Here is a 15,335-nt window from a genome sequence, read left to right on the forward strand (position 1 = left end):
AACCTTGGTCAGGGCTGCGGTCAGCGTTGTCTTACCATGGTCGACGTGGCCGATGGTGCCGACGTTGACGTGCGGTTTGTTACGTTCAAATTTTTCTTTAGCCACGAGTATAAACCCCTACTAGAAAGCGTTTATTAAGCTTGTTTCTTGATAATAGCATCGGCGATGTTCGATGGCGCTTCAGCGTACTTAGCAAACTCCATGGAGTAGCTAGCACGACCTTGAGACATGGAACGCACATCTGTAGCGTAGCCAAACATCTCGCCCAGCGGAACCTCAGCACGAATTACCTTGCCGGATACAGTGTCTTCCATACCCTGGATAAGGCCGCGACGACGGTTCAGGTCACCCATAACGTCACCCATGTAGTCCTCAGGTGTTACCACCTCGACTTTCATGATTGGCTCGAGTAGAACAGCACCACCCTTCTGAGTCAGCTGCTTAGTTGCCATCGAAGCGGCAATCTTGAACGCCATCTCGTTGGAATCGACGTCATGATAAGAGCCGTCGAATACAGTCGCCTTCAGACCAAGCAGCGGATAACCGGCAACAATACCGTTTTTCATCTGCTCTTCGATACCCTTCTGAATAGCAGGAATGTATTCCTTCGGAATCACACCACCCACTACCTCACTGGTAAACTCGAGGCCTTCCTGACCTTCGTCAGCCGGAGCAAAACGAATCCAGCAATGACCGAACTGACCACGACCGCCAGACTGGCGAACGAACTTACCTTCGATTTCGCACTTATTACGAATAGTTTCGCGGTATGCAACTTGAGGCTTACCGATGTTGGCTTCAACACCGAACTCACGCTTCATACGATCGACCAGAATATCCAGGTGCAACTCACCCATACCGGAAATAATGGTCTGCCCCGACTCTTCGTCAGTCTTAACACGGAAAGACGGGTCTTCCTGTGCCAGCTTACCTAGGGCAATACCCATTTTTTCTTGGTCAGCCTTGGTTTTCGGCTCAACCGCTACCGAAATCACAGGCTCAGGGAAGTCCATACGCTCCAGGATAATCGGCTTTTCCAGTGAGCAAAGCGTGTCACCAGTAGTGACATCTTTCATACCGATTAGAGCAGCGATATCGCCTGCACGTACTTCTTTGATCTCTTCGCGAGTGTTTGCATGCATCTGCACCATACGACCCACGCGCTCTTTCTTACCCTTAACAGAGTTCAGAATAGAGTCACCAGAGTTTAGGACGCCAGAGTAAACGCGCGCGAAAGTCAGAGTACCAACGAAGGGGTCAGTAGCAATCTTGAACGCCAGAGCCGAGAAAGGCTCAGCGTCATCAGCATGACGCTCATCTTCCTGCTCTTCATTGTCCGGATGAACACCCTTGATCGCAGGAATTTCAGTCGGAGCCGGCAAGAATTCAATTACAGCATCAAGAACCAGAGGAACGCCCTTATTCTTGAACGAGGAGCCACAGACAGCCGGAACAATTTCACAAGCAATGGTACGCTGACGCAGGCCAGCTTTGATCTCATCGATCGACAGCTCACCGCCTTCCAGATACTTGTTCATCAGCTCTTCGTTGGCTTCAGCAGCAGCTTCAACCATGTTGGAGCGCCACTCTTCGGCCAGATCCTGAAGCTCCGCAGGAATTTCTTCCTCGCGGTAAGACATGCCCTGATCGTCATCATTCCAGAAGATTGCTTTCATTTTCAGCAGATCAATCTGACCCTGAAAATTATCTTCAGCACCGATAGCCAATTGAACCGGAACAGGCGTATGACCTAAGCGCTTCTTGATCTGCTCAATCACACGAAGGAAGTTAGCGCCAGCGCGATCCATCTTGTTGACATAAACAATACGAGGCACACCGTATTTGTTAGCCTGACGCCATACGGTTTCAGACTGCGGCTCAACACCAGAAGTGCCGCAGAATACAACCACAGCACCATCCAGCACGCGCAAAGAGCGTTCAACTTCAATAGTGAAGTCAACGTGACCGGGGGTATCGATGATGTTTACGCGATAATTGTCGTACTGCTTGGTGGAGCCTGACCAGAACGCAGTAGTGGCAGCAGAAGTAATGGTAATACCACGCTCCTGCTCCTGAACCATCCAGTCCATGGTAGCTGCGCCGTCATGAACCTCACCCATTTTATGGTTCACGCCGGTGTAGAACAGAATTCGCTCCGTTGTAGTCGTTTTACCTGCGTCCACGTGGGCACAGATACCGATATTACGGTAGCGATTAATTGAAGTAGTACGAGCCACGATAAGGTCCTCGCTTGATTAGAAGCGGTAGTGCGAGAAGGCCTTGTTGGCCTCTGCCATGCGGTGCACATCTTCGCGCTTCTTGACTGCGGCGCCCTTGCCTTCGAATGCATCCATGAGCTCTCCCGCCAGGCGCAGAGCCATGGACTTCTCACCACGCTTACGCGCGGAGTCCACCAGCCAGCGCATGGCCAGAGCATTGCGACGGGACGGACGAACTTCGACCGGCACCTGGTAGGTAGCACCGCCTACACGGCGGGACTTTACTTCGACCAGCGGAGCGATGGCGTCGAGCGCTTTTTCGAAAACTTCCAGGGGATCGGCATTCTTGGAACGCTCTTTGACCTTGTCCAAAGCACCATAAACGATACGCTCAGCAACGGCTTTCTTACCGCTTTCCATCACGTGGTTCATGAACTTGGCCAGGATCTGGCTTCCGTATTTTGGATCGTCAAGTATTTCGCGCTTGGCCGCTACACGACGTCTTGGCATTGATAAGCCCTCAAAACGGTCTTCAGGTTAGCTCAGAACTGTAACATTGAGGTTACGTCTGACCTTACTCTTATCGACTCGAACAAAAGAATAGATTACTTCGGACGCTTCGCGCCGTATTTGGAACGACCCTGCTTACGGTCTTTAACACCAGAGGTGTCCAGAGAGCCGCGAACATGCCGAGTTTGGCTTCTTAGGGGTAGTTGTATATACGCGGGTGCAAACACCACGACGTTGCGGGCAGTTTTGCAGCGCAGGCACGTCGCTCTTCTCGACGAGACGCTTGCGCGGCTTACGCACCAGCTGGTTGATAGTTGCCATCTATAGCTCCACTGATTGTCTTACGACACAAACGAAATGGCAGGACCATGGGCCCTGCCAATTTTCGGGGTACGAAAGTCTAAAGAGGTTCTCCCGTACCGTCAATACGAAGCCCTGACCACTCAGCCAAGGCTTCGCTTGATTTACTACTTAACTACCACTTGAGTTAAGCGCTTCTGTCAAAGCGGCTTCTGCCTCACTTGCGCTTACACGCTGAGGCTTGCCGATCTCACGCTGACGCTTACGCTCACTGTGATAAGCCAGACCAGTACCCGCTGGGATCAATCGACCCACAACCACGTTCTCCTTCAAGCCGCGCAGGAAGTCACGCTTACCTGTTACCGCTGCTTCAGTCAGAACGCGCGTTGTTTCCTGGAAGGAAGCTGCCGAAATAAAGGACTCTGTCGACAGAGATGCCTTTGTAATGCCCAGCAATACGCGCTCGTACTTGGAAGTAAACTTATCACCTGCGACTAGACGCTCGTTTTCTTCAAGCACCTGAGTCAACTCCATCTGGTCACCCTTGATGAAGCTTGAATCACCGACCTCACTCACCTCAACCTTACGCAGCATCTGGCGCAAAATGGTCTCAATGTGCTTATCGTTGATCTTCACACCCTGCAAGCGATATACATCCTGAATTTCATTAACGATGTATTTCGCCAGTGCACTTACACCCAACAGCCGGAGGATATCATGCGGGTTGCTTGGACCATCGGAGATAACTTCACCGCGACTTACCTGTTCACCCTCAAAGACGTTCAGGTGGCGCCACTTTGGAATCAGCTCTTCATACGGTTCGCTGCCATCAGTAGGTGTAATTACCAAGCGGCGCTTGCCTTTGGTTTCCTTACCGAAAGAAATCGTACCGCTGATCTCAGCAAGAATTGCTGGCTCCTTCGGTCGACGCGCCTCGAACAGGTCAGCTACGCGCGGCAGACCACCCGTAATATCACGAGTCTTGGACGTTTCCTGCGGGATACGTGCAATGACGTCACCTACACGGACCTTAGCCCCATCGTTCAGGTTAACCAGCGCATTTGGTGGCAAGAAATACTGAGCGGGCACATCAGTACCTGGCAACAGCAAATCACGGCCATTGGCATCGATCAACTTCACTGCTGGCCGGATATCCTTGCCAGAGCTCGGACGATCCTTAATATCCAGCACTTCAATGTTCGTCAGACCCGTTAATTCGTCGGTTTGACGCTTGATCGTGATCCCTTCTTCCATGCCCACAAAGGCCACGGTGCCATCCATCTCGGTTACGATCGGGTGAGTGTGCGGGTCCCACTTAGCTACTACCGCACCCGCATCAACCTTATCGCCTTCCTTAACGGAAATTACCGCACCGTACGGCAAACGATAGCGCTCACGCTCACGACCAAAATCATCTGCAATAGCCAGCTCACCAGAGCGGGATACAGCTACCAGCGCACCATCAGCACGCTCTACATGCTTCAAGTTATGCAGGCGAATAGTGCCGCCATTCTTCACTTGAACATTGTCTGCAGCAGACGTCCGGCTGGCTGCACCACCAATGTGGAAGGTACGCATAGTCAGCTGAGTACCGGGCTCACCAATCGACTGAGCCGCAATTACACCTACTGCTTCACCGATATTTACACGGTGACCGCGAGCTAGATCACGACCGTAGCACGTGGCACAGATACCATGACGGGTCTCACAGGTAATCGGAGAGCGGACCACCACTTCGTCAACACTGTTGAGTTCGAGAAACTCGACCCAGCGCTCATCTACCAATGTGCCAGCCGGAACAATGACTTCGTTATCCGCACCCGGCTTGAATACATCGTGCGCAATGGTTCGGCCCAATACGCGCTCACCCAAAGGCTCAACCACATCGCCGCCTTCAATGTGCGGCGTCATAACCAAGCCATGCTCAGTACCGCAATCGACTTCGGTTACAACCAGATCTTGCGCAACATCAACCAGACGACGAGTCAGGTAACCTGAGTTGGCCGTCTTCAAGGCAGTATCCGCTAGACCTTTACGTGCACCGTGAGTAGAAATGAAGTACTGCAGTACGTTCAAACCTTCACGGAAGTTTGCAGTAATCGGTGTTTCGATGATGGAGCCGTCTGGCTTGGCCATCAAGCCACGCATACCGGCTAGCTGACGAATCTGCGCAGCAGAGCCCCGCGCGCCCGAGTCAGCCATCATGTACATGGAGTTGAATGACTCCTGATCGACTTCATTACCCTCACGATCAATAACTTTCTCTTTCGAGAGATTAGTCATCATCGCTTTGGATACTTCGTCGTTGGCTTTCGACCACAAGTCGATCACCTTGTTGTACTTCTCGCCTTGCGTAACCAAACCAGAGGCATACTGGCTTTCGATCTCTTTTACTTCAGACGTAGCCGCATCAATGATACGAGCCTTCTCGTCTGGAATAACGAAGTCATTTACACCGATCGAAACCCCTGAAAGAGTCGAATAAGCAAAGCCGGTGTACATGAGCTGGTCAGCGAAGATGACAGTATCTTTCAAACCGACCACGCGATAGCAATGGTTGATCAGCTTGGAGATTGCCTTTTTCTTCATAGACTGATTTACAACGTCGAACGGCAAGCCCGCAGGAACAACCTGGAACAGTAGCGCACGACCCACTGTCGTATCAACGATGCGCGTATTGCTGACGACAGAGCCGTCTTTTTGCTTCACCTTCTCGTTAATACGAACCTTGATCTTGGCATGCAGTGCAGCTTCGCCAGCACGGAATACCCGGTCAACCTCTTGCAGGTCAGCAAATACACGACCTTCGCCTTTAGCATTAATAGCCTCACGCGTCATGTAATACAGACCCAACACAACGTCCTGCGACGGCACGATGATTGGCTCACCGTTAGCAGGCGACAGGATGTTGTTGGTCGACATCATCAACGCACGAGCTTCAAGCTGAGCCTCCAGGGTCAGCGGCACGTGAACCGCCATCTGGTCACCGTCAAAGTCAGCGTTGTAAGCCGCACACACTAACGGATGCAACTGAATCGCCTTACCTTCGATTAGTACGGGCTCGAACGCCTGGATACCTAACCGGTGCAATGTCGGAGCACGATTTAGCAGAACAGGGTGCTCGCGGATGACTTCAGCAAGAACGTCCCAAACTTCAGGCAATTCACGCTCAACCATCTTTTTGGCGGCCTTAATAGTGGTCGCCATACCGCGGGCTTCCAGCTTGCCAAAGATGAACGGCTTGAATAGTTCCAATGCCATTTTCTTAGGCAGGCCACACTGATGCAGACGCAAGGTAGGACCTACGGTAATTACCGAACGTCCAGAGTAGTCTACGCGCTTGCCCAGCAGGTTCTGACGGAAGCGGCCCTGCTTACCCTTGATCATATCGGCCAGCGATTTCAACGGACGCTTGTTAGAGCCCGTGATAGCTCGACCGCGACGACCATTATCCAGCAATGCGTCAACCGCTTCCTGCAGCATGCGCTTTTCGTTACGCACGATAATGTCAGGCGCTGACAAATCGAGCAGGCGCTTTAGACGATTGTTACGGTTAATAACGCGTCGATAAAGATCATTTAGATCAGACGTTGCGAAACGGCCACCATCCAACGGTACCAAAGGACGCAAGTCCGGTGGCAGAACAGGCAGCACAGTCATTACCATCCATTCAGGCTTGTTGCCGGAGCCTTGGAAGGCCTCCATCAGCTTCAAGCGCTTGGATAGCTTCTTGATCTTGGTTTCGGAATTGGTTTGCGGAATTTCCTCGCGCAGGCGACCAATCTCATGCTCTAGATCAATACCGCCCAGCAGCTCGAATACCGCCTCGGCGCCCATACGGGCATCGAAGTCATCACCGAACTCCTCAAGGGCTTCAAAATACTGCTCATCATTGAGCAATTGGTATTTTTCGAGCGTAGTCATGCCTGGATCGATGACAACGTAGCTCTCGAAGTAGAGTACGCGTTCGATATCACGCAGGGTCATGTCCAACAGCAAGCCGATACGGGACGGTAACGACTTCAAAAACCAAATGTGTGCAACTGGAGAAGCCAGCTCAATGTGCCCCATGCGCTCACGGCGCACCTTAGCCAGAGCAACTTCTACACCGCACTTTTCGCATATAACGCCACGATGCTTGAGGCGCTTGTACTTTCCACACAAGCACTCATAGTCTTTTACCGGGCCAAAGATCTTGGCGCAGAAAAGACCATCACGCTCAGGCTTGAACGTACGGTAATTGATGGTCTCTGGCTTTTTAACTTCACCAAAGGACCAAGAGCGGATCATCTCAGGCGAAGCCAGACCGATACGAATGGCATCGAACTCTTCGAGTTGACCCTGGTTTTTCAACAGATTCAGCAAGTCTTTCAAGGCCTTTCCTCCTCACGGACCAGGCATGACCGCCTTGACGGCCATGCCCTTTTAGCGTCGCGTGTTATTCGGTTTCCAATTCGATATCGATACCGAGCGAGCGAATTTCCTTGATCAGTACGTTGAAGGACTCCGGCATGCCGGCCTCCATACGATGATCTCCGTCCACGATGTTTTTGTACATCTTGGTTCGGCCATTCACATCGTCCGACTTGACTGTCAGCATTTCCTGAAGGGTGTAAGCGGCACCATAAGCTTCTAGGGCCCAGACCTCCATCTCCCCGAAACGCTGTCCGCCGAACTGCGCCTTACCACCCAACGGCTGCTGGGTAACCAGGCTGTACGATCCCGTGGAACGGGCATGCATCTTGTCATCGACCAAGTGGTTAAGCTTCAGCATATACATGTAACCGACGGTAACCGGACGCTCGAACTGGTTGCCGGTACGGCCATCGAACAAACGCATCTGCCCGCTTTCTGGCAGATCGGCCAATTTCAACATAGCCTTGATTTCGCGCTCCTTCGCACCGTCGAAGACTGGTGTAGCCATTGGCACACCACCACGCAGGTTATTAGCCAGACGCAGTACTTCTTCGTCGCTCAGCTCATCCAGGTTCTCCTGACGTCCGCCGATCTCGTTATAGAGCTCATGCAGGAAACCACGTAACTCAGCCACTTTACGCTGCTCTTCGAGCATACGATTGATCTTCTCGCCCAACCCCTTGGCAGCAAGGCCCAGGTGCGTTTCAAGAATCTGACCAACGTTCATCCGCGAAGGAACGCCTAGCGGGTTCAGTACGATATCGACCGGAGTACCTATCTCATCATAAGGCATGTCTTCAACCGGCATGATCACCGATACAACACCCTTGTTACCATGACGACCGGCCATCTTATCGCCAGGCTGGATACGGCGACGGATTGCCAGATAAACCTTCACGATCTTCAAGACGCCAGGCGCAAGGTCATCGCCCTGCTGCAGCTTACGCTTCTTGTCTTCGAACTTATCATCCAAGAGCTGACGGCGATCAGACAAATAGGCTTGCGCCTTTTCTAATTGCTCATTGTGAGCATCTTCTGCCATGCGCAATTTGAACCACTGGCCGCGCTCCAGACCGTCAAGATACTCGTCTGTAATAACAGAACCCTTCTTGACGTTTGGACCACCATCAGCTATCTGACCCACTAGAGCCTGGCGCAGACGCTCAAAGGTAGCACCTTCGACGATACGAAACTCTTCGTTCAAGTCCTTGCGAATTTCGTCGAGCTGAGACTTCTCGATTGCCAATGCACGAGAATCACGCTCTACGCCGTCACGGGTAAAGACCTGCACATCAATAACTGTACCCTTGGTACCAGTAGGCACACGCAGCGAAGTATCTTTAACATCGGACGCTTTTTCACCAAAGATAGCACGCAGCAGTTTCTCTTCAGGCGTTAGCTGAGTTTCGCCTTTCGGCGTTACCTTACCAACAAGAATGTCACCTGCCTGTACTTCGGCACCAACATAAACGATACCGGCCTCGTCGAGCTTGTTAAGCGCGGCCTCGCCCACGTTCGGAATGTCAGACGTAATTTCTTCTGGGCCGAGCTTGGTATCACGAGCCACACAGGTCAATTCCTGAATGTGAATCGTAGTGAAACGGTCTTCCTGTACAACACGCTCAGACAAAAGGATCGAGTCTTCGAAGTTGAAGCCATTCCATGTCATAAACGCAACGCGCATGTTCTGACCCAAGGCCAGCTCACCCATATCAGTCGACGGACCGTCGGCCAGGATGTCGCCACGCGCAATAACATCACCCTTGTTTACCAGCGGACGCTGATTAATACATGTATTCTGGTTGGAACGAGTGTATTTAGTCAGGTTATAGATATCTACACCTGCCTCTCCCGTTTCAACTTCTGCATTAGCCACCCGTACCACGATACGACTCGCATCGACCGAATCGATTACACCACCTCGACGAGCAACAACGCAGACGCCAGAATCGCGCGCTACGTTACGCTCCATCCCAGTCCCTACCAGCGGCTTGTCCGAACGCAGAGTCGGCACTGCCTGACGCTGCATGTTCGACCCCATCAGAGCACGGTTGGCGTCATCGTGCTCAAGGAACGGAATCAGCGAGGCAGCAACAGAAACAACCTGCTTAGGCGAAACGTCCATTAACGTTACGTCTTCTGGGCTTTTAACCGTGAATTCGTTTTGATGACGGACCGCTACGAGCTCGTCAACCAAACGATTGTTCTCATCCAAAGCAGCAGAGGCCTGCGCAATCACATGGTTGGCTTCTTCAATTGCAGACAAGAACACGATTTCATCGGTCGCAACGGCATCCTTAACTACACGGTAAGGACTTTCCAGAAATCCGTACTGATTCGTGCGCGCATAAGTAGCCAGCGAGTTGATCAGTCCGATGTTCGGACCTTCCGGGGTTTCGATCGGGCACACACGACCGTAGTGAGTCGGGTGAACGTCACGAACCTCAAAGCCAGCACGCTCACGAGTCAAACCACCCGGGCCGAGTGCAGAAACACGGCGTTTGTGCGTAATCTCGGACAATGGGTTGTTCTGGTCCATGAACTGAGACAGCTGGCTGGAGCCAAAGAATTCCTTGATCGCAGCAGCAACTGGCTTTGCATTGATCAGGTCTTGCGGCATCAACCCTTCACTTTCTGCCATCGACAGACGTTCCTTGACCGCACGCTCAACACGCACAAGGCCAACACGGAACTGGTTCTCAGCCATTTCCCCTACGCAACGCACACGGCGGTTACCCAGGTGGTCGATATCGTCAACAATACCTTTACCGTTCCGAATATCTACCAGCGTCTTAAGCACATCAACAATATCTTCGCGGCTCAGTACGCCCTGACCTTCGATCTCGTCACGACCGATGCGGCGATTGAACTTCATACGACCAACCGCAGACAGGTCGTAACGTTCAGCACTGAAGAACAGATTGTTAAACAGCGTCTCGGCAGCTTCCTTGGTTGGCGGCTCGCCTGGGCGCATCATGCGGTAGATTTCAACCAACGCTTCTAGCTGATTGGTTGTGGAGTCAATCTTCAGCGTATCGGAAATAAATGGGCCGCAATCAATGTCGTTGGTATATAACGTTTCGATACGAACAACATTTGCCTTTGCAATTTTTGCCAGCATATCGAGGGTGAGCTCGGTATTGCACTCGGCAATAATTTCACCTGTAGCTGGGTGCACGATCACCTTGGCAGTGGTACGGCCAATAACGTAATCGAACGGTACTTCCAGTTCAGTGATACCTGCTTTTTCAAGCTGGTTAATGTGGCGCGCAGTAACACGGCGCCCCTGCTCCACAATCACCTTGCCAGCATCATCTTTGATATCAAAGCTGGCAATTTCACCACGCAGACGCTGCGGTACTAATTCCAGATTCAGGGTTTCGCCCTTGATATGGAATACGTTGGTGTCGTAGAAAGTATCCAGTACTTCTTCTGTACCGTAGCCAAGCGCACGTAGCAGAACGGTCGCTGGCAACTTGCGGCGACGATCGATACGAACGAATACGCTATCCTTCGGGTCAAACTCAAAGTCTAACCAAGAGCCGCGGTAAGGAATAATACGAGCAGAGTACAGCAGCTTGCCAGAGCTATGAGTCTTACCACGGTCGTGGTCAAAGAAGACACCAGGCGAGCGATGCAACTGAGAAACGATGACACGCTCGGTACCGTTAATAACGAAGGTACCGTTTTCTGTCATCAGGGGAATTTCCCCCATGTAAACTTCTTGCTCCTTAATGTCTTTGATCGCCTTGTTAGAGGACTCACGATCAAAAATAATCAGGCGCACTTTAACTCGCAGCGGGACAGCAAAAGTCACACCACGTAGAACACATTCTTTAACATCAAATGCTGGCTCGCCAAGGCGATAGCCAACATATTCCAAGGCAGCATTGCCGGAATAACTGATAATCGGGAAAACGGACTTGAAGGCCGCGTGTAAACCGATATCGCGGAACTGATCTTTGCCTGCGCCCGCCTGCAGGAATTCGCGATACGAATCCAGCTGGATAGCCAATAGATACGGCACGTCCATAACGTGCGGCAACTTGCTAAAGTCCTTGCGGATACGTTTTTTCTCAGTGTATGAGTAAGCCATCAGCGTTCCCCAGCTTGGTCACCTGCTTGTTTGGCCTCTCCGACGGGAGCAGCCGGAAAATCTTGCAAACGTTACCGTTTGCGCCATCACCTATGATGGCCTTCTTTATTTCTATTTGATCACAAACCCGACCGGGTCGCATCGAAACAGAAAAAGGCCGGTGGCTATTGCCACCAGCCATCAGCCGAACTTTAACGCTCAGGCTGTAGACGCAATGTCTGAGCTTACTTAAGCTCGACCTTGGCGCCAGCTTCTTCCAGAGACTTCTTGGCAGCCTCGGCTTCCTCTTTGGAAACGCCTTCTTTAACTACGCCAGGCGCGCCGTCAACTACTGCCTTGGCTTCTTTCAGGCCCAGACCAGTCAGTTCACGAACAACTTTAATAACGTTCACTTTCTTGTCACCAGCTTCGGTCAACATGATAGTGAACTCAGTCTGCTCTTCAGCAGCAGGAGCGGCACTAGCCGGACCAGCAGCTACAGCGGCAGCAGCAGTTACACCGAACTTCTCTTCCATCGCCTTGATCAGTTCGACCACTTGCATGACGGACATTTCGGATACGGCGTTGATGATGTCTTCGTTGGTCAGAGCCATGACTCTAATTCCTGTATCGTTTAGGGGCTTCGTAGCCACTAGAATTAAACAAAAAAGCGAGAAAGTAGATGCTTAGCCTTAGGCTGCAGCAGATTCTTTCTGGTCGCGAATAGCTGCCAGAGTACGAGCCAGCTTGCTGGTTGCGCCCTGGATAACACTCATCAGCTGAGACACAGCCTCGTCGTAAGTTGGCAGAGTTGCCAGTACGTCGATCTGGTTAGCTGGGATCAGCTTGCCTTCAAACGCGGCTGCCTTGATCTCGAACTTGTCCTGGCCCTTAGCAAATTCCTTGAAAATACGAGCAGCAGCGCCCGGATGTTCGTTAGAGAAAGCAATCAGGGTCGGGCCTTTGAACGCGTCGTTCAGTACATCAAAAGATGTACCTTCAACAGCGCGACGCAGCAGTGTGTTACGCACAACTTTCACGTAAACACCAGCCGCACGGGCCTCTTTACGGAGTCCGGTCATTGCACCTACAGTCACGCCACGGGCATCAGCCACAACAGCAGACAGGGCACTTTGGGCAGCCTCGTTGACTTCAGCGACGATAGCCTTCTTGTCTTCGAGTTTAATTGCCACGGGTTTTACTCCTGGATGTTACCGTATCGCCCAGCCTAAGCTGGACGTCGTTTTGGTGTCTGACTCGGTAACCGAATCGGGAGCACCATCTGCGTAGGCTTAATTTAAGACTTTCGTCACCTACGGTCTTGGACAGCCCCCGCCAGGCAGGGACCCCAATAAGAGAGCGAAGCAATGCTTCGCTCGTATCACTTAAGCTTCCAGAGAAGCCTGATCAATCTGCAGACCTGGCCCCATAGTGGTGCTCAGAGTCACGCGCTTGACATAGATACCTTTAGAGGAAGAGGGCTTAAGTCTCTTCAGGTCAGCCAACAGCGCTTCAACGTTCTGCTTGAGCTTGACAGGTTCGAAATCAACCTTACCAACAGAAGCGTGGATAATGCCGTTCTTGTCAGTACGGAAGCGTACCTGACCGGCCTTTGCATTCTTGACAGCGGTAACAACGTCCGGAGTCACAGTACCAACCTTAGGGTTAGGCATCAGACCACGAGGACCAAGGATCTGACCCAACTGACCTACTACACGCATTGCATCTGGAGAAGCAATAACAACGTCGTAGTTCAGATCGCCAGCTTTCATCTCGGCAGCCAAGTCGTCCATACCCACTCTTTCTGCGCCTGCAGCCAAAGCCGCTTCTGCGTTAGGACCCTGGGTAAATACAGCTACACGGACGCTTTTGCCGGTACCGTTTGGTAGAACAGTAGCGCCACGAACAACCTGATCGGATTTACGAGGATCAACACCCAGGTTAACCGATACGTCTACTGATTCTTTAAACTTAACAGTGGATAGCTGAGACAAAAGCGCAGCAGCTTCTTCAAAGCTGTACTGCTTGCCCGCTTCAATCTTGGAAGCAATAGCCTTTTGACGCTTAGTGAGCTTGGCCATTACACGCCCTCCACATTGAGGCCCATGCTACGCGCAGAGCCAGCGATAGTACGTACAGCCGCATCCATATCAGCAGCAGTCAGATCAGCATTCTTAGTCTTGGCAATCTCTTCAAGCTGAGCACGCGTTACAGTGCCTACTTTCTGAGAGTTCGGACGGCTAGAACCGCTCTGAATGCCTGCTGCTTTCTTCAAAAGAACGGAGGCAGGAGTACTTTTAGTCTCGAACGTGAAGCTACGGTCACTGTAAACGGTAATAATTACCGGTGTTGGCAGACCTGGCTCCATACCTTGGGTACGAGCATTGAATGCCTTACAGAATTCCATGATGTTCACGCCATGCTGACCCAAAGCCGGGCCTACTGGCGGGCTCGGGTTAGCTTGAGCTGCCTTAACCTGCAGCTTGATATAAGCCTGAATTTTCTTAGCCATTTGCTACTCCAATGACGGGTCTAGCGCCTTAAGGCTCCCCGGTTTGATTCACCTTATCCCACTGACGACAAAACCCCGCAGCCTAAACTGCGGGGTATGGGACCAGGCATCAGTTAGACGACTTTTTCGACCTGACTGAATTCCAGCTCAACCGGCGTGGAGCGTCCAAAAATTAGGACAGCCACTTGAATCCGGCTTTTCTCATAATTCACTTCTTCTACAACACCGTTGAAGTCAGCAAATGGACCATCAATAACACGGACGGTCTCGCCTGGCTCAAACAATGTCTTCGGCTTAGGCTTATCACTGCTATCGGATACACGACGAAGTATCGCCTCTGCCTCACGATCAGTGATCGGTGCTGGCTTATCAGCCGTTCCACCAATAAAGCCCATCACTCGAGGGGTATCTTTAACAAGGTGCCATGTACCTTCATTCATTTCCATTTGAACGAGGACATAACCTGGAAAGAACTTACGTTCACTCTTGCGCTTCTGGCCATTGCGCATTTCTACCACTTCTTCAGTGGGGACCAGAATATCGCCGAACCCTTCTTCCATTCCGGCAAGCTTGACTCGCTCAATCAAAGAGCGCATGACATGCTTCTCGTAACCCGAGTATGCATGCACTACGTACCAACGCTTAGCCACGGCGAACCCTTAACCTACGATCATGGAAACAAGCCATCCGAGCAGGGAATCTAATCCCCATAGCAACAGTGCCATGACCAGCACTACTGCAACCACAATTAATGTGGTTTGAGTTGTCTCTTGCCTTGTAGGCCAGACAACCTTACGAATCTCGGTGCGCGCCTCTTTGAGCAGCGTAAAAAACGCCTGCCCTTTGACAGTCTGTAATGCAACGAAAGCAGCTACAGCACCCAGAACCAGCAAGCCGATAACGCGATACAGGATCGGCTGGGCTGAGTAGTAGTGGTTAGCAACAACACCTACTGCTACCAGCAAGACGACCACAAGCCACTTTACCGCATCGAAGCGTGACTCTTTGGCTTCCGCCTTGACGCTCATCAATTGAAATCCTGTCAGGAAATGCCAGATTAAAATCTGGCAGGCCAGGAGGGAATCGAACCCCCAACCTGCGGTTTTGGAGACCGCCGCTCTGCCAATTGAGCTACTGGCCTGTAACTTAAATCAGGCCGGCTATTATGCCGACCTAACAACCCAAGATCAAGAACTTATTCGACGATCTTGGCAACCACGCCGGCGCCTACGGTACGGCCGCCTTCGCGAATTGCGAAGCGCAGACCTTCTTCCATGGCGATCGGAGCGATCAGGGTAACAAC

Annotated in this window: 12 protein-coding genes, 1 tRNA gene and 1 pseudogene; all 14 read right to left on the bottom strand. The window is 51.7% G+C overall.

The features are described 5' to 3' along the window. Positions 1–105: GTP-binding protein (locus IEX86_RS23685; protein ID WP_043238044.1), on the bottom strand; the 105-nt coding region annotated here is incomplete at its 3' end. 29 nt (positions 106–134) lie between these two features. Then, a complete protein-coding gene (fusA, locus tag IEX86_RS23690) occupies positions 135–2,237 on the bottom strand; it encodes an elongation factor G (RefSeq protein ID WP_188868630.1) in 2,103 nt (700 codons plus the stop codon). 18 nt (positions 2,238–2,255) lie between these two features. Beyond that, positions 2,256–2,729 (bottom strand): 30S ribosomal protein S7, encoded by a 474-nt coding sequence (gene rpsG, locus IEX86_RS23695; protein WP_010796748.1) that lies wholly within the window; start codon positions 2,727–2,729, stop codon positions 2,256–2,258. A gap of 95 nt (positions 2,730–2,824) precedes the next feature. Next, positions 2,825–3,050 (bottom strand): annotated as a pseudogene (locus IEX86_RS23700) (hypothetical protein). Positions 3,051–3,200: 150 nt separating this feature from the next. Continuing rightward, the gene (rpoC, locus tag IEX86_RS23705; protein ID WP_188868631.1) at positions 3,201–7,403 is read right to left on the bottom strand and encodes a DNA-directed RNA polymerase subunit beta'; all 4,203 of its coding nucleotides are present in this window, start codon (positions 7,401–7,403) and stop codon (positions 3,201–3,203) included. Positions 7,404–7,467: 64 nt separating this feature from the next. Then, complete coding sequence (gene rpoB, locus IEX86_RS23710) at positions 7,468–11,541, bottom strand: DNA-directed RNA polymerase subunit beta (RefSeq protein ID WP_188868632.1); 4,074 nt, start codon at positions 11,539–11,541, stop codon at positions 7,468–7,470. A gap of 224 nt (positions 11,542–11,765) precedes the next feature. Continuing rightward, positions 11,766–12,134, bottom strand: a complete 369-nt coding sequence (gene rplL / locus IEX86_RS23715) for a 50S ribosomal protein L7/L12 (protein WP_188868633.1) — start codon at positions 12,132–12,134, stop codon at positions 11,766–11,768. A gap of 78 nt (positions 12,135–12,212) precedes the next feature. Further along, on the bottom strand, positions 12,213–12,713 hold the full coding sequence (gene rplJ, locus IEX86_RS23720) for a 50S ribosomal protein L10 (RefSeq protein WP_188868634.1): 501 nt from the start codon (positions 12,711–12,713) through the stop codon (positions 12,213–12,215). Positions 12,714–12,905: 192 nt separating this feature from the next. Beyond that, positions 12,906–13,601 carry a 50S ribosomal protein L1 gene (gene rplA / locus IEX86_RS23725; protein WP_188868635.1) on the bottom strand — a complete coding sequence of 232 codons (696 nt, stop codon included), beginning with the start codon at positions 13,599–13,601 and terminating at the stop codon, positions 12,906–12,908. Then, entirely contained in the window at positions 13,601–14,032 is a 432-nt protein-coding gene (rplK, locus tag IEX86_RS23730; protein WP_010796741.1) for a 50S ribosomal protein L11, read from the bottom strand. Before rplK ends, rplA begins: the two co-directional genes overlap by 1 nt. Before the next feature lie 113 nt (positions 14,033–14,145). Continuing rightward, positions 14,146–14,682: a transcription termination/antitermination protein NusG gene (nusG, locus tag IEX86_RS23735; RefSeq protein WP_188868636.1), complete on the bottom strand. Its 537-nt coding sequence runs from the start codon at positions 14,680–14,682 to the stop codon at positions 14,146–14,148. Between the two features lie 9 nt (positions 14,683–14,691). Continuing rightward, complete coding sequence (secE, locus tag IEX86_RS23740; RefSeq protein WP_188868637.1) at positions 14,692–15,060, bottom strand: preprotein translocase subunit SecE; 369 nt, start codon at positions 15,058–15,060, stop codon at positions 14,692–14,694. A 37-nt stretch (positions 15,061–15,097) separates the two neighbouring features. Next, positions 15,098–15,173, bottom strand: a tRNA-Trp gene (locus IEX86_RS23745). 54 nt (positions 15,174–15,227) lie between these two features. Continuing rightward, positions 15,228–15,335: EF-Tu C-terminal domain-related protein (locus tag IEX86_RS23750; RefSeq protein ID WP_505909231.1), on the bottom strand; the 108-nt coding region annotated here is incomplete at its 5' end.

The organism is Pseudomonas asuensis (assembly GCF_014646755.1).
Classification (GTDB): domain Bacteria; phylum Pseudomonadota; class Gammaproteobacteria; order Pseudomonadales; family Pseudomonadaceae; genus Chryseomonas; species Chryseomonas asuensis.